16 protein-coding genes are annotated in these 18,678 nt (G+C 65.9%); all 16 read left to right on the top strand.

All coding sequences use genetic code 11. From position 1 onward, the window contains the following. The first annotated feature begins 144 nt into the window (after window positions 1-144). The 16 genes from Q0082_RS01700 to uraH all read left to right on the top strand — a co-directional run bounded on the left by Q0082_RS01700 (window position 145) and on the right by uraH (window position 18,676). Complete coding sequence (locus tag Q0082_RS01700) at window positions 145-2,601, top strand: TonB-dependent receptor (protein ID WP_298189175.1); 2,457 nt, start codon at window positions 145-147, stop codon at window positions 2,599-2,601. Window positions 2,602-2,674: 73 nt separating this feature from the next. Further along, window positions 2,675-3,787: a purine nucleoside permease gene (locus Q0082_RS01695; protein WP_298189174.1), complete on the top strand. Its 1,113-nt coding sequence runs from the start codon at window positions 2,675-2,677 to the stop codon at window positions 3,785-3,787. A gap of 15 nt (window positions 3,788-3,802) precedes the next feature. After that, window positions 3,803-5,164, top strand: coding sequence for an 8-oxoguanine deaminase (locus Q0082_RS01690; RefSeq protein WP_298189173.1), 1,362 nt, complete (start codon window positions 3,803-3,805; stop codon window positions 5,162-5,164). 13 nt (window positions 5,165-5,177) lie between these two features. Beyond that, window positions 5,178-6,554, top strand: coding sequence for a nucleobase:cation symporter-2 family protein (locus Q0082_RS01685; RefSeq protein ID WP_298189171.1), 1,377 nt, complete (start codon window positions 5,178-5,180; stop codon window positions 6,552-6,554). Window positions 6,555-6,646: 92 nt separating this feature from the next. Continuing rightward, the gene (locus Q0082_RS01680) at window positions 6,647-7,804 is read left to right on the top strand and encodes a bile acid:sodium symporter family protein (protein WP_298189170.1); all 1,158 of its coding nucleotides are present in this window, start codon (window positions 6,647-6,649) and stop codon (window positions 7,802-7,804) included. Further along, window positions 7,801-9,135, top strand: coding sequence for an AtzE family amidohydrolase (locus Q0082_RS01675; RefSeq protein WP_298189169.1), 1,335 nt, complete (start codon window positions 7,801-7,803; stop codon window positions 9,133-9,135). Before Q0082_RS01680 ends, Q0082_RS01675 begins: the two co-directional genes overlap by 4 nt. Next, a complete protein-coding gene (locus Q0082_RS01670) occupies window positions 9,132-10,475 on the top strand; it encodes an NCS2 family permease (RefSeq protein WP_298189168.1) in 1,344 nt (447 codons plus the stop codon). Before Q0082_RS01675 ends, Q0082_RS01670 begins: the two co-directional genes overlap by 4 nt. Beyond that, complete coding sequence (locus tag Q0082_RS01665) at window positions 10,472-11,398, top strand: 5'-methylthioadenosine/S-adenosylhomocysteine nucleosidase (RefSeq protein WP_298189166.1); 927 nt, start codon at window positions 10,472-10,474, stop codon at window positions 11,396-11,398. The genes Q0082_RS01670 and Q0082_RS01665 overlap by 4 nt, the downstream gene beginning before the upstream one ends. Next, window positions 11,398-12,981, top strand: coding sequence for a gamma-glutamyltransferase (locus Q0082_RS01660; protein ID WP_298189165.1), 1,584 nt, complete (start codon window positions 11,398-11,400; stop codon window positions 12,979-12,981). The genes Q0082_RS01665 and Q0082_RS01660 overlap by 1 nt, the downstream gene beginning before the upstream one ends. After that, a complete protein-coding gene (locus tag Q0082_RS01655; RefSeq protein ID WP_298189164.1) occupies window positions 12,975-14,219 on the top strand; it encodes an allantoate amidohydrolase in 1,245 nt (414 codons plus the stop codon). The genes Q0082_RS01660 and Q0082_RS01655 overlap by 7 nt, the downstream gene beginning before the upstream one ends. Then, window positions 14,206-15,447, top strand: a complete 1,242-nt coding sequence (locus Q0082_RS01650; RefSeq protein WP_298189163.1) for an alanine--glyoxylate aminotransferase family protein — start codon at window positions 14,206-14,208, stop codon at window positions 15,445-15,447. Before Q0082_RS01655 ends, Q0082_RS01650 begins: the two co-directional genes overlap by 14 nt. After that, window positions 15,444-16,346: an allantoinase PuuE gene (puuE, locus tag Q0082_RS01645; protein WP_298189162.1), complete on the top strand. Its 903-nt coding sequence runs from the start codon at window positions 15,444-15,446 to the stop codon at window positions 16,344-16,346. Before Q0082_RS01650 ends, puuE begins: the two co-directional genes overlap by 4 nt. Further along, window positions 16,343-16,723 carry an oxalurate catabolism protein HpxZ gene (gene hpxZ / locus Q0082_RS01640; RefSeq protein WP_298189160.1) on the top strand — a complete coding sequence of 127 codons (381 nt, stop codon included), beginning with the start codon at window positions 16,343-16,345 and terminating at the stop codon, window positions 16,721-16,723. Before puuE ends, hpxZ begins: the two co-directional genes overlap by 4 nt. Continuing rightward, entirely contained in the window at window positions 16,720-17,160 is a 441-nt protein-coding gene (gene uraD / locus Q0082_RS01635; RefSeq protein ID WP_298189159.1) for a 2-oxo-4-hydroxy-4-carboxy-5-ureidoimidazoline decarboxylase, read from the top strand. The genes hpxZ and uraD overlap by 4 nt, the downstream gene beginning before the upstream one ends. After that, window positions 17,157-18,347 (top strand): urate hydroxylase PuuD, encoded by a 1,191-nt coding sequence (locus tag Q0082_RS01630; protein WP_298189158.1) that lies wholly within the window; start codon window positions 17,157-17,159, stop codon window positions 18,345-18,347. Before uraD ends, Q0082_RS01630 begins: the two co-directional genes overlap by 4 nt. After that, window positions 18,347-18,676, top strand: a complete 330-nt coding sequence (gene uraH, locus Q0082_RS01625) for a hydroxyisourate hydrolase (RefSeq protein ID WP_298189156.1) — start codon at window positions 18,347-18,349, stop codon at window positions 18,674-18,676. The genes Q0082_RS01630 and uraH overlap by 1 nt, the downstream gene beginning before the upstream one ends. Window positions 18,677-18,678 lie beyond the last annotated feature (2 nt).

Raw genomic sequence — 18,678 nt, 5'->3', positions numbered from 1 at the left:
AGCCTCGGGGATGCTGCGGAAAGCAGCATGGCGGCAGGGAAGATGCCCGGTGGTTTGCGGGAGAGGCGCGGTTCAACCACGCGCATTGCGGTCCTCACGGCCAAGTGAGGGCAGTGCGCCTTTTGCGTCCCAGGGGGTTTCTCGATGCTCTACCCGAATAGTTCCGCGCAGGTTCTTGCGCCGCGCCGCCTCGTGCAAGGTCTGGTTGCGCTTCTTGGCTGCACCGCACTCACCGCGCCTGCCTTTGCGCAGGAAGCGCCGGCAGACGAGCCCAAGAAGGAAGAGATCGTCGTCGTCGGCTCGCTGAACGCGCTGCCAGTCAAGGACGTTGGCTCGATCTTCGGGTTCGACAAGAACCTCGTCGAAACGCCCCGTTCGGCCTCGACCATTTCGAAGGAGCAGCTCGAGCGCTTCGGCGTGAGCGAGATCTATGACCTCGTCTCGCAATCGCCGGGCGTGTTCACCAACTCGTTCTTCGGCGTCGGCGGCGCGCTCGACATTCGCGGTACCCCCGGCGAAGTCTACTTCCGCGGTATCCGCCGTCTCGACAACCCCGGCAACTACCCGACCCCGATCGGCGCCTCGGACCGTATCGACATCGTGCGCGGGCCAGCCTCGCCGATCTACGGCCCGTCGAAGACCGGCGGCTATATGAACTTTGTGCCGCTGACCGCGCGCGCTGCCGGCGGCAAGTTCCTCGACAATCCGGAAGGCCAGCTTTCGTACACGAGCGGCAGCTGGGCGCGCAACGTGCTCAGCGCGCAGGTGCGCGGCCCCGGCAAGATCGGCAGCCAGGAATTCGGCTACAGCCTCTATGGTCAGATCGAGGATTCGGGCAGCTACTACCGCAACATGTCGACCCGGCAGACAATCCTGCAGGCCGCGTTCGACACCGACCTTGCACCCAATCTGCGGCTCGAGTTCGGCGGCATGCATCACAACTTCAAGGGCCAGCAGAATGGCGGCTGGAACCGCCTGACGCAGGACCTTGTCGATAACGGCAACTACATCACCGGCCAGGCCAAGCCGCTTGACACCAACGGTGACGGCCAGATCTCGCACGCAGAGGCGAAGGTTGCCAACGGCGGCTTCGGCCTCAATCCGTTTGGCAGCGCGTTCTGCTCGACCCCGCCGTTCTCGAACCCCTTCGGCGGCCTCACTAACGACTGCCTTGCGACGCTCTATCCCGACAACGGCCTGACCAACGTCGGCACCGCGAAGCTGGACCGGCGCAACACGCTGACAGCCGAGAACGACAAGCTCAATAACATCGCCAATACGGCTTATCTCGATCTCATCTTCGATGCCGGGAATGATCTGGAGATCAAGAACCAGTTCTTCTACGATGGCTACAAGAACGACAACGCCAACCAGTATGGCTTCTCGCAGTTCCACAAGTCGTACGTGATCGAGGATCGCATCGTCGTTTCGAAGGTCTTCAAGACCGATATCGGCAAGTTTTCGCTCGAAGTTTCGCCGTCGATCCGTTACACTAATTTCCGTCACGGTGACGACTTCAACTATGAATACTTCAACCGCGTCGACCTGACCGTCGGCTACAACGCGTTCTCGGATCGTCTGCTTTCGACCGAGTGCGATTGCAATTACACCAGCTACAACGTCGGCCACTACACCGACCTCGGTTTTGCCGGTCTTGCAAACCTCGATTTCAACTTCGGTCTCGATCTGACGCTGGGTGCCCGCTATGATCACATCAAGGTGACGACAGCGGATCTGGCTTCGAAGCTCGAGAATCCGGCCAGCGCAGGCTCGGCAAAGAACTCGAAGGGCGGTTGGTCGTGGTCGGCGAGTGCCAACTACAAGCTGCCGCTCGGCCTGATCCCCTATGCGACGATCTCGCGCCAATCGACCATCATTGCCGGTCAGGGCGCGGAGATAACCACGGCTGACGCGCTGTCGGGAGCGTTTATCAGCGCTTCGAAGCTCTACGAAGGCGGTATTAAGGGTTCGTGGCTGAACAACCGGCTCTATGCTGCGATTTCGGTCTACAAGCAGACCCGTACGGACCGCAATTCGCAGGCCATCGTGACTAACCAGGCGGTGCAAACCAAGGGCATCGAGGCCGAACTGCGTTGGTCGGTCGACAAGCACTTCCTTGTGACGGCCAACTACACCAAGACCAAGGTCGAGAATCTGACCGCGATTGGCGACGGCGTGCTGTTCAGTTTCTTCGGCATCGAGGATCTTAAGGGCCTCAACCCGGCGCTGTTCCTTGGCGGCCAGCCAATCGGTCTCGTGCCGATCCCGAACCGCAATGCCTCGCGCCGCGCGGGTATCCCGGAGGATCTCTATTCGGCGACCGCGACCTACTCTTTCGACAACGGTCTCGCGTTCGCTGGCAGCATCAGCCACGTGCCGTCGGTCTTCTCGGGTCAGTCGCAGACGGTCCGGCTTCCGGCCTACACGCTGGTTGACGTGAGCGCTTCGTACGCCACCGGGCCGTGGCTGTTCCGCGCGGTTGTGAAGAACGCGACGAATGCCTCGTACTTCCGCGCCAACTTCACGGAACTGTTCGGCGCAACGATCGCGCTGCCCGAGCGTCCGCGCAACTGGCAGGCCTCGGTCGTCTACAAGTTCTGACCGGGCCATGGGCGAGGGGCGGCGGTGCCGCCCCTCGCATCTTTTCTGACGTGATATCAGGGTGACAAGACCCATGCGCCTCCTCGCGCGCCTTTCCTGCCTTGCCGCTTCGCTGCTGGCACCGTTCGCTGCTTCTGCCGCACCGGTGGCGGATGCGGCGACCCTCGCGGCGGTGAAGGCTTGCGCGCCGGCGCGGCCCTGCTCGGCAAAGCTGCCAGTGCGCGTGGTGGTCGTCACCATGTTCGAGATCGGCAAGGATACCGGTGACAAGCCGGGCGAGTTCCAACTCTGGAAAGAGCGCCGCCACCTCACTGAAACGCTGCCGTTCCCGCAAGGCTGGCACGATCTGGCTTATGATCCCGAAACGGGCGTGCTCGCGATCGTGACGGGCATGGGCTCGATCAAGTCGGCCACGGCGGCTCTCGCGGTCGGGCTCGATAACCGGCTCGATCTTTCCAAGGCCTACTGGCTGGTGGCCGGGATTGCCGGGATCGACCCGGAGGACGCTTCGGTCGGCTCCGCCGCATGGGCGCGCTATCTGATCGATGGCGATATTGCGCACGAGATCGATGCTCGCGAGATTCCGAAGGACTGGAGCAGCGGCTACTTTGCGCTCCACAGCAAGGGGCCCATGGATCCGACGCCGCTCGAGCCCGTCAACGGCGAGATGTTCGAGCTCAATCCCGCGCTGCAGGACTGGGCCTTTGCGCTGACCAAGGGCATGGCGCTGCCCGATGATGCTCGGATTGCCGAGGCGCGCGAAGCCTTCAAGGGCTATCCCAATGCGCAGAAGCCGCCCTTCGTGCTCAAGGGCGACAACCTCGCTGCGATGACCTTCTGGCACGGCGCGAAGATGACGCAGTGGGCGAACGACTGGACGCAGTTCTGGACGCGCGGGAAGGGCGAGTTCGTGACCTCCGCGATGGAGGAGACGGGCACGTTCCAGTCGATCGAGTACCTCACGAAGGTGGGCCGCGCCGACCGCGACCGGGTGCTCGTGCTGCGCGCAGGCAGCAATTTCACGATGCCGCCGCAGGGGATCGATCCGGCGAGTTATCTGCTGAGCGAGAACCAGGGATATGCCGGGATGACCGCAGCGCTGGAAAGCCTCTATGCGGTGGGCACCAAGGTGGTCGACGAGATCGTGACGCATTGGGACCGCTATGAGCAGAGTCCGCCAAGATGACGGGGCGCTGCTGACATGGCCCTCACGCTCATCCGCAATGCCGCCGTGGTTGCGGCCATGGACGACGCGGGGAGCGAGATTGCGGGCGGCGCGCTTGCCCTGCGCGACGGTGTCATTCTGGCGGTGGGGACGACCGCAGAACTCGCGCCGCTGGCGGGCCATGCCGATGTGATCATCGAGGCGGCGGGCTGCGTAGTCACGCCCGGGCTCATCAACACCCACCATCACTTGTACCAGACGCTGACCCGCGCCGTGCCGGGGGCGACCGAGGCGTCGTTGTTCGGCTGGCTCAAGCGGCTCTATCCGATCTGGGCGCGCTATACGCCCGATGATGTGTTTGCCGCGACGCAGCTGGGGCTGGCGGAGCTGGCGCTTTCGGGCTGCTCGCTGAGCAGTGACCACCTCTATCTGTTCCCCAATGGCGTGACGCTGGATGACACGATTCATGCCGCCGCCGGGATCGGCGTGCGCTTCCATGCGACGCGCGGGAGCATGAGCGTGGGCGAAAGCGCCGGGGGTTTGCCGCCGGACAGCCTCGTCGAGCGTGAGGATGCGATCCTCGCCGACTGCATCCGGGTGATCGACAAGTTCCATGATGCTTCGGATGGCGCAATGGTGCGTGTTGGCGTGGCGCCATGCTCGCCTTTTTCGGTGAGCCGCGAACTGATGCGCGATGCGGCGCTGCTGGCACGCGACAAGGGCGTGATGCTGCATACGCACCTCGCCGAGGATGCCGACGATGTTGCCTTCAGCCTCGACCGGTTCGGGTGCAGGCCGGGGCAATATGCGGAAGAACTGGGCTGGACCGGGCCCGATGTATGGCATGCACACTGCGTTCAATTGGACTCGCAAGAGATCGATCTGTTTGCGCGTACGAAGACCGGGGTGGCGCATTGTCCGGGATCGAACTGCCGGCTGGGTTCGGGCGTTGCGCCGGTGCGGGCGATGGTGGATGCGGGCGTGCCGGTGGGGCTGGGCGTTGATGGCTCTGCCTCCAACGATACCGCGAATCTCCTGGGGGAAGCGCGGCAGGCCATGCTGCTTCAGCGGGTCACGCATGGCGCGACCGCCTTTGCTGCGCGCGAGGCGCTGCGGCTCGCAACGCGGGGCGGTGCGGCGGTGCTTGGGCGACCTGATCTCGGCCAGCTCGTGCCGGGCAAGCGCGCCGACGTGGCGGTCTGGGACATGGCCGACGTTGCCTCGACCGGCGCGTGGGATCTCGTCGCTGGGTTGGTGCTCGCGCCGCCTGGAGGTGTCCGCGATCTGTTTGTCGAGGGCCGCGCGGTCGTGCGGAGGGGCGAGCTTGTCCAAACACCCCGAACGCAGATTCTTGGCGCCGCCCGCCGCTCGCTCGACCGGCTGATCGCCACAGGATAGGAGACTGCCCGCCGTGCCATTGCCCAAGTCGGTCAGCCGCGCGCAGGCTCGTGACCCGGATTTCTTTCCCGGCATGGCCCTCGCGCTTCCCCTGGGCATCCAGCACGTGCTGGCGATGTTTGTTTCCAACCTGACGCCGCCAATCATCGTGGCGGGCGCGGCGGGCTTCGGGTTCGGATCGGCAGACCCGTCCGAACTGATCTACATGATCCAGATGGCGATGCTCTTCGCCGGGATCGCCACCCTGATGCAGACGGTGGGCTTCGGCCCCATCGGAGCGCGGCTGCCGCTGGTGCAAGGGACGAGCTTTGCCTTCATCCCGGTGATGATCCCGATCGTTGCAGGCCGGGGCGTCGGCGCGATGGCGGAACTGACGACGGCGGCGCTGATCGGCGGGCTGGTGCACGGGGCCTTGAGTGTATTCGTGGGCCGCGTTCGGTTCGCCCTGCCGCCACTGATCACGGGCCTTGTCGTGCTGATGATCGGGCTATCGCTGATGCGGATCGGGGTGCAGTATTCGGCAGGCGGCGTGCCGGCGGTGGGGACGCCGGCGTTTGGTGCGGCAGGCAGCTGGCTGCTGGCGGGTGTGGTCGTTCTCGCGACACTAGGCCTGAAGTTCTTCACGCGCGGAATCTGGTCGACAGCATCGGTGTTGCTGGGGCTGCTCGCGGGCTATCTTGTGGCGCTGGCAATGGGGCGCATCTCGTTCGAAGCGGTGAGCGCGGCGCCGCTGGTCATGGTGCCGCAGCCATTCCATTTCGGCTTCGCGCTCTCGGCTTCGGCGGTGTTGGGCTTCGTCCTTACGGGCTTTGTTTCCTCGATCGAATCGATCGGGGATGTCGAGGCGATCTGCGACGGGACGGCGGGGCGGCCCGCGACCGATGCCGAATTGAAGGGCGCGGTGGCGGCAGATGGAGCCGGGACAGCGCTTGCAGCGATCTTCGGTGCGATGCCTAATACGACCTTCAGCCAGAACGTTGGCCTGATCGCGATCACCGGCATGATGAGCCGCCATGTCGTCACCCTGGGCGCAGTATTCCTTGTCGTTTGCGGGCTGGTGCCCAAGATCGGTGCGGTGATCACCACGATCCCGATCGAAGTGCTTGGCGGAGGGGTGATCGTCATGTTCGGGATGGTCGCCTCGGCGGCGCTGGCGATGCTTTCGGGCGTCGTGTGGAACCAGCGCAACATGCTGGTGTTCGGGGTGAGCCTTTCGCTTGCGCTCGGCCTGCAGCTGGAGCCTACGGCGCTGGCGCATCTGCCAGACACGGCGCGTATGCTGCTTTCATCGGGCGTTCTGCCGGCAGCGGTCGTGGCGATCCTGCTCAACCTGATCCTGCCGCACGAGACGACCGAGGACGAACTGGTTCCCGCCGGGGATGGCGCCTGAGCATATGGTGACGAGCGCGCTCTTTTTTGCAACAAACCGTCCGGTTCATTGCGTTGGATCGGTAGGGGTCAGCGCGGCATAGGGACGGCACCATGGCAGCGCGCATCAAACTTCCCACGGTCGATCCGTTCCTGATGTGGCTGGTGAGCTGCGTCGTAGCGGCAAGCGTTCTGCCGGCGCGCGGGGCGGTGTTGACGGGATTCGACTGGGCGGCGAACGCCGCAATCGTCCTGCTGTTCTTTCTCCATGGCGCCAAGCTTTCGCGCGAGGCGGTGCTCGCAGGGATCGGGCACTGGCGGCTTCACCTGATGACGCTGGCGTTCACCTACGTGCTGTTTCCGGTGCTCGGGCTGGTCGCGCAGGCGGCGACGGGGCAGGTGATCGACCCGACCCTGGCGATGGGGCTGCTGTTCCTCGCGCTGCTGCCCTCGACCGTGCAAAGCTCGATCGCGATGACCGCCATGGCGGGCGGGAATGTGGCGGCAGCGGTATGCAGCGCCTCGCTCTCCAACCTGATCGGCGTGGTGCTGACTCCGCTGCTGGTGACGGTGTTCATTCACGGCGGCGGTGGAGGGGCCGGTGGCGGGATGGATGGGCTAGCCTCGGCCGAAAAGATCGCCACGCAGCTGCTCCTGCCCTTTGTTGTCGGGCATCTGCTGCGGCCCGTGATCGGCAAATGGGTCGATAGCCACAAGAAGCTGCTGCAGCCGGTCGACCGGTCGTCGGTGCTGCTGGTGGTCTATTCGGCGTTCAGCGCGGCGGTGGTGAACGGAGTGTGGCAGCGCGTGGGTCCGTTTGACCTTGCCGTGTTGCTCGCGGCTTCGGGGGCGATGTTGGCGGTGGTGATCGCCATCAACGGCGTGGCGGCGCGGGCCGCGGGGCTGGCGCGCGAGGACGCGATCGTCCTCCTGTTCTGCGGCTCCAAGAAAAGTCTTGTTTCGGGCGTGCCGATGGCGGGGGCGCTGTTTGCCCCGGCGCAAGTGGGCATCGTGATCCTGCCGCTTATGATCTTCCACCAGTTGCAACTGTTCGTCTGCGCTTGGCTGGCCGGTCGCTGGCGGCGCGAGGGCGAGGCGCTGGCGGCGGCTGCGGCTGCAGCAACGCTACCCCCGCAGGATGAGGCAGCGATGCTTGCGCGTGCCTCCGAGATCGGTCTGCCGGTCCCGGAGGAATGCCGGCCGGGCGTGAGCAGCAATCTCGCTTTGCTGACGCAGCATGCGCGCATAGCGCTGGGCGAGGGTGGCGCGTGAGAACGGCGTGCGCAATCGCCGCGGCCGTCCGCGCGGGGACGGTGACCGCCGCAAGCGTAACGGCCGAGGCGCTGGTGCGATTGCGCGCAGATGACCACGTCGCGGTGACGCGCGTGCTGGCCGAACGCGCGATGGCTGAGGCGGCGGCGGTCGATGCCCGGATTGCCCGGGGCGAGGATCCGGGGCCGCTCGCGGGCGTGCCCTTTGCGGTGAAGGACTTGTTCGACGTGGCGGGTCTGCCGACGACGTCGGGCTCTGCGGCGCGGGATAAGGAAGCGCCGGCAGCCGCTGATGCGGAGGCGATTCGGCGGCTCAACGCAGCAGGCGCGGTGCTGTGCGCCACGCTCAACATGGATGCGTTCGCCTATGGCTTTGCCACGGTGAACGCGGACTATGGCACCACGCGCAATCCGCATGACACCGCGCGGCTGGCGGGTGGGTCCTCGGGCGGATCGGCGGCGGCGGTGGCGGCGGGGCTCGTGCCGCTGACGCTGGGATCGGATACGAACGGTTCGGTGCGCGTACCCGCCAGCCTGTGCGGGCTCTATGGCCTCCGGCCCGCGCGCGGCGATCTGCCACTCGCGGGGACATTTCCCTTTGCCGAGAGCTTCGACGAGATCGGGCCGTTTGCCGCGAGCCTTCAGGATCTGGCGCTGGTGTGGGCGGTGCTGCGCGGCGGCGAGGTTTGGCCATCAAGCTCTGCGCCGAGGATCGCGCGGCTGGGCGGGCGGTTTCGCGAGAATGCCGATCCGGCGCAGCTTGCCGCGATCGATGCGATTGCGCCCGGGGCGCCGCTGGTCGACCTGCCGGACGTTGCGCGGGCGCGCAGCGCGGCTTTCGTGATCACGGCCTATGAGGGGGGGCGGCTCCACCGCAAGGCGCTCGCCGCAGACCCGATGACCTATGATCCGGCAGTGCGCGACCGATTGCTGGCGGGGGCCTTGCTCCCCGAAGCACTCTTCGAACGGGCGCTGGCGTTCCGGGTGGAGTACGCCGCGCGGATCGCGGCGCTGGTGGCGGATTTCGATGTGCTGCTGGCGCCTTCCGCGCCTTGCGCCGCGCCGCTGATCGCCGATCCCATGATCCTGATCGATGGTGAGTTATGTGCGGCCAGGGCCAATCTCGGCATCCATAGCCAGCCGATCACCTTCACTGCACTGCCGGTATTGGCGGTGCCGCTGAAGCGTCCGGGCCAGTTGCCGTTGGGGCTCCAACTGATCGGCAAATGCGGCGCCGAAGGCGCGCTGCTGCGGCTGGCGGGCGAACTTGAAGAACGGGGCATGACCGGCGTCACCATGCCGGCAGGCGCATTTGCGGGGGAAATGACATGACGGGCGAAACGGCTAGTACGGGGATGCTGGAGGCCCGGTTCCACCTGAGCGAACGCGGCACCGATGTGCGCACCGAAGTGCTGGCGGGCTTCACCACGTTTCTGACGATGGCCTACATCGTGCTCGTCAACCCGGCGATCCTGGGGCAAGCAGGGCTGCCGGTGGCATCCGTCGCGGCGGCGACCTGCTTTGCGGCAGCCTTCGCCTCGATCCTGATGGGCATGGTGGCAAACACCCCGCTGGCGCTGGCGCCGGGCATGGGGCTCAACGCCTATTTCAGCTTCACCGTCGTGCAGCAGATGGGCGTGCCCTGGCCTGTGGCGCTGGGCTGCGTGTTCATTTCGGGGGTCGCCTTCCTGATCCTTACGCTGACGGGGGTGCGGCAGCTGATCGTCTCGGTGATCCCGCAGCACCTGTTTGCGGCAGTCGCGGGCGGCATCGGCCTGTTCATCGGCTTTATCGGCCTCAAGGATGCGGGGATCGTGGTGGCCAATCCGGCGACGTTCGTGGCGCTGGGCAGCGTGACGCAGCCCGGGCCGGCGCTGGCGTTGTTCGGCCTTGTCATCATCGGCACACTGTCGGTGTGGAACGTTCGCGCGGCGATGCTGATCGGCATCGTGCTGACGACGATTGCCGGCTGGGTCATGGGGCAGGTCCATGCGCCGACCGAGCCCTATAGCCTGGCGGCATTGACCGCGACGGCGTTCAAGCTGGATATTCCGGGTGTCTTCGGCCTTTCGGGGAAGGCCGGGCTGGGGCTGCTCGAAATCCTGTTCGTCTTCCTGTTCGTCGATCTGTTCGACAATATCGGGACGCTGGTGGCGGTGACCAAGCGCGCCGGGTTGATGGACGCGGCAGGCAAGATCCCCGGGCTCAACCGCATCCTGATGACCGATGCCGTTGCGACAATGGTGGGCGCGGTGGCGGGCACCTCGACGGTAACGAGCTATGTCGAGAGCGCTGCGGGCGTCCAGGCGGGTGGGCGGACGGGGCTGACAGCGGTGGTCTGCGGTCTGCTGTTCTTTGCTACGATGTTTGTCGCACCCTACGCGCAGCTCGTGCCCCTTGCGGCGACCGCGCCGGCACTCGTCGTAGTGGGCGGCCTGATGCTGCTGCCGCTGACCGAAGTCGACTGGGAGGACCCGATGGCCGCGATCCCGGCCTTCCTCACGGTTGCGATGATCCCGCTTACGTTCTCGATCGCCAATGGCCTTGCCTTCGGCATCACCGCGCATGCCTTCCTCAAGCTCATCAAGGGCGAGGCGGGCTTCAAGGACTGGTTTCTCTACACGCTCGCCGCGTTGTTCGTGGCGCGCTTTGCCTGGATGGCTGCTGCATGATCCGCCTGATCTTCCTGATTTTCGCCGCGCTCCTTGCCACCCCGGCGTGTGCGCAGAAGCTTGATGAAACCCCGCGCACGGTGGTGATGACGGCATTCTACCCCGAATGGCACTCACTCGTGCCGACGATCCAGAACGCCAAAGAGCACACAATCAACGGCAACACCTTCCTGACCGGCACGCTTGAGGGAAAGCCGGTCGTGCTCATGCAAAGCGGCGTCAGCGTCGTGAACGCGGCGATGAGCACGCAGCTGGTGCTCGACCGGTTCACCGTCAAGCGCATCGTGTTTTCGGGGATCGCGGGCGGGGTCGATCCGGCGCTCTCCATCGGCGATGTCGTGGTGCCGGAAAACTGGGGGCAGTATCTCGAAGGTTCGTTCGCGCGGAAGACGAGGAGCGGATGGCTGCCACCGGATGAGGGCCACCCGGAATCACCCGCGAACTGGAACTTCATCTTCCCGCGCGGCACGCTGATTACCACGCCGGCGGCGCCGATGAAGCGGGTCTATCGCATTCCTGTCGACGCGGACATGCTGACGCTGGCGAAGAAGGTCGTTCCCACGATCACGCTGGAACGCTGCGTGCCGCCTTCGGACAAGATGCGTGCAGGTTCGGAGCTCTGCTTGCCGCGCATGCCCAAGGTTGTGGTTGGCGGGACAGGGGTGACGGCGGGGATCTATGCCGACAACGCCGCGTTTCGCATCTACCTGCAGAAGGCGTGGAAGGCGCGTGTGCTCGACATGGAAAGCGCCGCTGTCATGCAGGTGGCGATGAGCAATACGGTGCCCGCGATCGTGTTCCGCAGCTTGTCGGACCTTGCTGGCGGCGACCCGCACAAGAACATGGAATATGTCTTCGAGCATCTCGCTTCGGCCAATTCGGCGCATGTCGTGCGCGCGTTCGTAGCGGCTTTGCCCGACTGATGGGGCTGGCAACCGTCTCGGGTCGCAACGGCATGGTGACCGCGCCGCACTCGCTGGCGGCGGAGGCGGGCCTGTCGGTGCTGCGGGACGGCGGCAATGCGGTAGAGGCGGCCGTGGCGGTCGCGGCGTGCCTCGCGGTGGTCTATCCGCACATGACCGGCATCGGCGGTGACGGGTTCTGGGTGATCCACGAGCCGGATGGCGCCGTGCATGGCATCCATGGCTGCGGCGGCGCGGCGGGCGCGGTTTCGCTGGAGATGTACACCGGGCTGGAGGCGGTACCGTTTCGCGGGCCACTTGCGGCGAACACCGTTGCGGGGACGATCTCGGGCTGGGCCGCGGCGCTGGCGAGTTCGAGCGGTTCGCTGCCACTGGACCGGCTGCTGCGCGATGCGATTGCCCATGCCGAAGCGGGCGTGGCGGTGACGGCGGGGCAGGCAGCGATCGCGGCGGCCAAGGGGCCGGAACTGCGGGTGCAGCCCGGCGCTTATGCGGCAACATTCGAACCAGCTGGGCGGCCCTTGGCGGAGGGCGAAGTGCTACGCCAGCCGGTGCTCGCCGAGACCTTGAGCAGGCTCTGCACCGAGGGGCTGGCGAGCTTTTATTCCGGCGGGCTGGCGGCAGATATCGCCGCAGATCTGGACGCACTGGGCAGCCCGGTTTCGGCAGCGGACCTGGCGGCGCATGTCGCGACGCGACCAGAGCCGCTCACGGTGGCGATCAAGGGTGCGCAGCTGTGGAACTCTGCACCGCCCACGCAGGGGTTTGCATCGCTGTTGATCCTCGCGCTGTTCGACCGGATGAAAGCGGATGCGGCGGACGGGTTCGATCACGTCCACGGACTGGTCGAGGCCACCAAGCAGGCGTTCCTGCTGCGCGATCGGCATGTCGGCGATCCGCTCTTTACCGGGTTTGATTTTCAGGCGCTGCTGGATGATGCGGCGGCGCTTGATGCACTGGCGAGGGAGATCGATCCTGCCAAGGCGCTGCGGTGGCCGCAGCCGCCGCAGTGGGGGGATACCTGCTGGTTCGGCGCGGCGGACGGCGAGGGGCGCGTGGTGAGCGCGATCCAATCGACCTATTTCGAGTTCGGCTCTGGCCTGGTGCTGCCGAAAACCGGGATCACCTGGCAGAACCGGGGGAGCAGTTTCCGGCTGGCAGAGAGCGGCTGGAATGCCCTGAAGCCCTATCGCAAGCCGTTCCACACGCTCAATCCCGCACTCGCGCGCTTCGATGACGGGCGCGTGATGGCCTATGGCACGATGGGCGGGGAAGGGCAGCCGCAGACGCAAGCGGCGCTGTTCACCCGCTATGCGCGGTTCGCCGCAGACTTGCAGGATGCGATCAGTGCCCCGCGCTGGCTGCTCGGGCGGACCTGGGGGGATCAATCGACCACGCTCAAGCTGGAGGACGGCTTTGTGCCCGAGCTCTATGCGGCGCTGAAGGCGGCAGGGCATGCGGTAGAGCGCGTCGGGCCGCTGACAGCCACGATGGGCCATGCCGGCGCCATCGTGCGCCATGCCGATGGGCGGCTCGATGGTGCGACCGATCCGCGTAGCGATGGCGGGGTTGCCGCATGGTAAGCGCCAGTGCCTCCGGGGGCGCCCGGGCTGTGGCGCGCTGCGAGGTGCTCGCGGTGTCGCCGTTCAGCGATAGCGCCGAGGGGCTGACGCGCACCTATCTTTCCCCCGCCTACATCGCAGCGCAGAAGCAGCTTGCCACATGGATGACCGAGGCGGGCATGGCGGTGCGGCGCGATGCCGCGGCGAACCTGATCGGGCGCTACGAAGGCGCGCAGGAGGGGGCGCCGGCGCTGGTGATCGGGAGCCATATCGACAGCGTGTGCAATGCCGGGGCTTATGATGGGCCGCTCGGGATCATGCTCGGAATTGAAGCGGTTGCGGCACTTTCTTCAAGCGGTACGCGCATGCCCTTCGCCATTGAGGTCTATGCTTTCGGCGACGAAGAGGGCTCGCGCTTTCCCGCCGCGATGCTGACAAGCCGCGCGGTTGCAGGCACGCTCGATCCGGCGGCGCTCGAGGTGCGCGACCGGGATGGCGTAGCGCTGGGCGATTTGCTCGATCTTGCCGCCTATCCCTCCGCTGCCCGGTCAAAGGGCGAGATCCTGGCCTATCTCGAGGCGCATATCGAGCAGGGGCCAGTGCTGGAAGCCGAGCGGCTTGCTGTCGGGACGGTGACCGGGATCGCTGCGCAGCTGCGCTTCGAGATCGGCCTTTCAGGCATGGCGGGCCACGCCGGGACAACCGCGATGGGCCTTCGCCGCGATGCCGTGGCCGGGATGGCCGAGATGGTGTTGGCGGCTGAGGCGGTCGCGACAGCGGGGCCGCCCGATCTGGTCGCTACCGTCGGCGTGGTCGAAGTGCCTTCAGGCGCGGCGAATGTCATTGCCGGGCGCAGCCGGTTCACGCTCGATGTGCGGGCAGGGGAAGCGGGCGTGCGCAACAGGGCTGCGGACGAAGTGTTGCGGCGGTTCCGCGCCATTGCCGGCTGGCGCGACCTTGGGCTGTCCGTGCGGCAGGTGCACGACTTGCCAGCGAGCCCCTGCGACACGGCGCTGACGGAGCTGCTCGATGCAGCGACGGCGGAAGCGGGGCACAAGCCGTTCCGCCTCGTTTCAGGCGCCGGGCACGATGCCATGATCCTGGCGGCGCTTTGCCCCACGGCCATGCTGTTCCTGCGCTGCCGGGGCGGGGTGAGCCACAATCCGGCTGAACATGTCGAACCCGCCGATGCCGAGGTGGCGCTGGCCGTCATGTCAGGATTTATCAGACGTTTGGGAGATAAACTTGAACCCGCTTGATCCCACCTTGTTCGGCGAGATCGATCCGCCGCAGCGCCTGCTGATGGGGCCGGGACCGGTCAACGCGCATCCGCGCGTGCTGCGCGCGATGGCGGCGGACCTGCTCGGCCAGTTCGATCCTGAGATGACGGAGTTCATGAACCAGGTCATGGCGCTCTATCGCCCGGTGTTCGGGACCGGAAACCAGTGGACGATGCTGATCGATGGGACGGCACGCGCGGCGATCGAGGCTTCGCTCGTCAGCCTCGTCGAGCCGGGCGATACGGTGCTGGTAGTCAATTTTGGGCGGTTTGGGCTGCTGCTTACGGAGATCCTGACCCGGCTCGGCGCGAAGATCGAGACCGTGAGCGCGCCGTGGGGTGAAGTCGTGCCGATGGAGGCAATTGCCGAGGCGATCGAGAAGTTCGGGCCGAAAGTCGTAGCAACGGTGCATGGCGATACCTCAACGACGATGGCGCAGCCGCTCGAAGGGCTGGGTGATCTGTGCAAGGCGGCGGGGGCCTATGCCTATGTCGATGCCTGCGCGACGCTTGGCGGCATGGAAATCGCGGCTGACCGGTGGGGTGTCGATATCGTGACCGCTGGCCTGCAGAAGTGCCTTGGCGGGCCGTCGGGCTCGGCCCCGATCACGATTTCGGACCGCGCGGCGGAGCGCATCTTCGCGCGGCGGCATGTGGAGCAGGGGATCCGGCGCGCGGATATCAGCGATGGTGTGGGCCCGCGCATTCCCTCCAACTACTTCGATCTCGCGATGATCATGGACTACTGGTCGGAGAAGCGGCTCAACCACCATACCGAGGCAACTTCGATGCTCTATGCCGCGCGCGAATGTGCGCGCGTGGCGCTGGGCGAGGGGCTGGACCTGCGCTTTGCCCGGCACCGCAAGGCGGGCGCGGCGATGACGGCGGGCGTGCGCGCGATGGGGCTTACGGTGTTCGGCGATGATACGCACCGGATGACCAACGTGACGGGCGTGTACATTCCCGAAGGCGTGGACGGCGAGGCGATCCGCACCGCAATGCGGACACATTTCGAGATCGAGATCGGGACGGCGTTCGGCCCGCTGCAGGGCAAGATCTGGCGGCTGGGCGCGATGGGCTACAACGCGATGAAGCACAAGGTGCTGCTGACCCTCGGTGCTCTGGAGGCGTGCCTGACCGCGGCTGGCCACAAGGTTCCGCTCGGTGAAGCGGTGCCGGCGGCGCTGGCGGCGTGGGAGGCGGCATGACGTCACCGCGCGATCTCGTCGGTTATGGGGCAACGCCGCCCGAAGCCCGCTGGCCGGGCGGGGCGAAGGTCGCCGTGCAGTTCGTGATCAATTACGAGGAGGGCGCGGAGAACTCGGTCCTCAACGGCGACAAGGGTTCGGAAGCGTTCCTTTCGGATATGGTGGGGGCAGCGAGCCATCCGGCGCGCGCGATGGCGATGGAGAGCCTCTACGAATACGGCAGCCGCGCCGGGTTTTGGCGGCTGCACCGGCTGTTCACCGAGCGGGGCGTGCCGGTGACCGTATTCGGTGTGGCGGCGGCGATGGCGATGAATCCAGCCGCAGTCGAAGCGATGATTGCGGCTGAATGGGAGATCGCGAGCCATGGGCTGCGCTGGATAGATTACCAGTATGTGCCCGAAGAGGTGGAGCGCGAGCACATCGCCGGGGCAATTGCGCTGCATACAAAGCTCACCGGCACGCGGCCGCTGGGCTGGTATCAGGGGCGTACCTCGCCCAACACGGCGCGCCTGGTGGTGGAGGAAGGCGGCTTCCTCTACGATGCGGATAGCTATGCCGATGATCTGCCCTACTGGGACCGGCGGCATGGCAGGCCGCAGCTGATCGTGCCCTATTCGCTCGATGCCAACGACATGAAAATTGTTTCGCTCAACGGCTTTACCGAGGGCGAGCAGTTTTTCAGGTACTTGTGCGATACTTTTGAGCAGTTGCGCGAGGAAGGTGGGCGGATGATGTCGGTTGGTCTCCACGGCCGCGTTGCAGGCCGTCCGGGCCGGGCGCGGGCGGTGGCGCGGTTTGTCGATCATGTGCTGGCGAGCGGGGACGCGTGGATCGCGCGCCGCGTGGATATCGCGCGGCACTGGCTGGCGGAGCATCCTTGCGGGGACGTGGCGGCATGAGGGTGAACGATCCCGTCCTGCTGGCCGAAGTGACTGCGGCGTTTGCGGAATACGAGCGCGCGCTGATGGCAGACAATCTGCCGGCTATGGACGCATTGTTCCATGAGGCTGCAACCACCAACCGCTTCGGCGTTGGTGAAGTGCTGTGGGGGATCGAGGCGATCCGAGAGTTCCGGAAGGGACGCGGCGGATCGCCACAGCGGCGGCTCGGGCATGTCGCGATCACCGTTTACGGGGATGCCTTTGCGACAGCAGATGCAGAGTTCTTCCGCGAGGGCTCGGATCGGCGCGGGCGGCAGAGTCAGGCATGGGTGAAGTTTGAGGACGGCTGGAAGGTCGTTTCCGCCCATGTCAGTCTGGAAGGAGCGACGTCGTGACCGCGCTTTTCGAACATAGCCCCTGGGTCGAAGCGCGGGCGGATGCGCTGCCATCGAGCGGGGACCGGCATGCAGACCTGATGGCGGTGGTCCATGCGGCGTCGCCCGAGGAGCAGCTGGCGCTGATCCGCGCGCATCCGGAGCTGGCAGGAAAGGCGGCGATTGACCGCACCCTGACCGAGGCCTCGGCGGCCGAGCAGGCGAGCGCGGGGCTCGACCGGCTGACGGAGGAGGAGTTTGCGCGGTTCCATGCACTCAATGCAGCCTATCGCGAGCGCTTCGGATTTCCTTTCATCATCTGCGTGCGGCTTACCGACAAGGCGGGCATTCTCGCGGCGATGGAAGCGCGGCTGGCGAATGATCGGGAGACTGAGATCACCACTGCGATCGCGCAGATCGGCGAGATCGTGCGGCTGAGATTAGAGGACGCGCGATGAATATCGCCGTGACCATCGATCTTGGCGAATGGCTCAATCTGGCGATCCGCTGGTTCCACCTGACCGCCGGTATCGCGTGGATCGGCTCGTCGTTCTATTTCGTGTGGCTCGACAACCATCTCGTGCCGCCGAAATCCGGTGAGGCCTCGGGTGAGGTGTGGTCGGTCCACGGCGGCGGGTTTTACCACAAGCAGAAGTATCAGGTCGCGCCGAGCCAGATGCCGGAGGACCTGCACTGGTTCAAATGGGAGGCCTACACCACCTGGGTGACGGGCTTTCTGCTACTGGTGCTGGTTTACTGGGTGGGCGCGGCGAGCTTCCTCATTGATCCGGCGAAGGCTGCGCTGACGCCGCTGCAGGCTTCGGGGATCGGCGCGGCGGTGCTGGCGGTCGGGTGGCTGATCTACGATGGCCTTTGCCGTTCGCCGCTGGGGGGCGATGACCGGCTGCTGGGCGCGGTGTGGTTTGCCGTGCTGGTAAGTGCAGCCTGGGGGCTGTGCCAGGTGTTCAGCGCGCGCGGGGCCTATCTTCATGTGGGAGCGATCATCGGCACGGCCATGGTCGGCAACGTGTTCTTCGTGATCATTCCGAACCAGCGCAAGGTGGTGGCGGCGTTGGTCAAAGGCGAGGTGCCCGATCCGGCTCTGGGCAAGGCGGCGAAAGCACGCTCCCTGCACAACAACTACATGACCTTGCCGGTGCTGTTCATCATGATCAGCCACCACTACGCGATGACCTTCGGTGCGCAGCGGCCCTGGCTGGTGCTGGCGCTGCTGGGCGCGACCGGCGTGGCGGTGCGTCATGTGTTCAACTTGCGGCACCGGGGCCAGCCACTGGGACGCGCGATCCTCGCCGCGGCGGTGCTGGCGCTGGTGAGCGTGACCTATGTCTCGGCAGAAAAGGCGGGGGCGAAGCGCGCGGCAAATGGGTCTTCGGACTGGGCCAGTGTCGAGCCGATTTTCGCCAAGCATTGCACAAGCTGCCATGCCGAAAAGCCGACCAGCGATCTCGTCACAGCGCCGCCTCTGGGTGTCATGCTCGAAAGCCATGAGCACGCTCGCCAGTTCGCTGCGCGGGTGAAGAAGGTGGCCGTCGATGCGGAGATCATGCCGCTGGGCAATACCACCGGGATGACACGCGCCGAGCGCGAAGCGCTGGGCCGCTGGATCGAGGCAGGAGCACCCTGATGACGACGCTTTCGACACATGTGCTCGATACGATGCACGGGAGGCCGGCCGCAGGCATGCAGCTCTGGCTCGAGGACGCGGCAGGCGAAGCACTTTTCGCCGGTGAGACCAATGCCGATGGGCGTTGCCCGGGCATGCCCGAGCTTGGGCCGGGTCGCTACGCGCTGACCTTTGCAGTGGCAGAGTATTTTGCCGGCGAAGGTGTCGCGCTGCCCGATCCGCCGTTTCTGGGCGACGTGCGGATTGCCTTCGGGGTCTCTGACGACGGGCACTATCACGTGCCGCTGCTTGTCTCGCCCTTCGCTTATTCGACCTATCGGGGGAGCTGAGC

It is taken from the genome of Novosphingobium sp. (assembly GCF_027489515.1).
Classification (GTDB): Bacteria; Pseudomonadota; Alphaproteobacteria; order Sphingomonadales; family Sphingomonadaceae; genus Novosphingobium.
Note: the sequence above shows the minus strand (reverse complement) of the source record. Positions and strands in the feature narration are given on the sequence as shown.

What these genes read in the sequence shown, in the direction of transcription:
- Q0082_RS01700 (WP_298189175.1), top strand. Translation starts at nt 145, where the DNA reads ATGCTCTACCCGAATAGTTCCGCGCAGGTTCTTGCGCCGCGCCGCCTC.
- Q0082_RS01695 (WP_298189174.1), top strand. Translation starts at nt 2,675, where the DNA reads ATGCGCCTCCTCGCGCGCCTTTCCTGCCTTGCCGCTTCGCTGCTGGCA.
- Q0082_RS01690 (WP_298189173.1), top strand. Translation starts at nt 3,803, where the DNA reads ATGGCCCTCACGCTCATCCGCAATGCCGCCGTGGTTGCGGCCATGGAC.
- Q0082_RS01680 (WP_298189170.1), top strand. Translation starts at nt 6,647, where the DNA reads ATGGCAGCGCGCATCAAACTTCCCACGGTCGATCCGTTCCTGATGTGG.
- Q0082_RS01670 (WP_298189168.1), top strand. Translation starts at nt 9,132, where the DNA reads ATGACGGGCGAAACGGCTAGTACGGGGATGCTGGAGGCCCGGTTCCAC.
- Q0082_RS01665 (WP_298189166.1), top strand. Translation starts at nt 10,472, where the DNA reads ATGATCCGCCTGATCTTCCTGATTTTCGCCGCGCTCCTTGCCACCCCG.
- Q0082_RS01660 (WP_298189165.1), top strand. Translation starts at nt 11,398, where the DNA reads ATGGGGCTGGCAACCGTCTCGGGTCGCAACGGCATGGTGACCGCGCCG.
- Q0082_RS01655 (WP_298189164.1), top strand. Translation starts at nt 12,975, where the DNA reads ATGGTAAGCGCCAGTGCCTCCGGGGGCGCCCGGGCTGTGGCGCGCTGC.
- puuE (WP_298189162.1), top strand. Translation starts at nt 15,444, where the DNA reads ATGACGTCACCGCGCGATCTCGTCGGTTATGGGGCAACGCCGCCCGAA.
- hpxZ (WP_298189160.1), top strand. Translation starts at nt 16,343, where the DNA reads ATGAGGGTGAACGATCCCGTCCTGCTGGCCGAAGTGACTGCGGCGTTT.
- Q0082_RS01630 (WP_298189158.1), top strand. Translation starts at nt 17,157, where the DNA reads ATGAATATCGCCGTGACCATCGATCTTGGCGAATGGCTCAATCTGGCG.
- uraH (WP_298189156.1), top strand. Translation starts at nt 18,347, where the DNA reads ATGACGACGCTTTCGACACATGTGCTCGATACGATGCACGGGAGGCCG.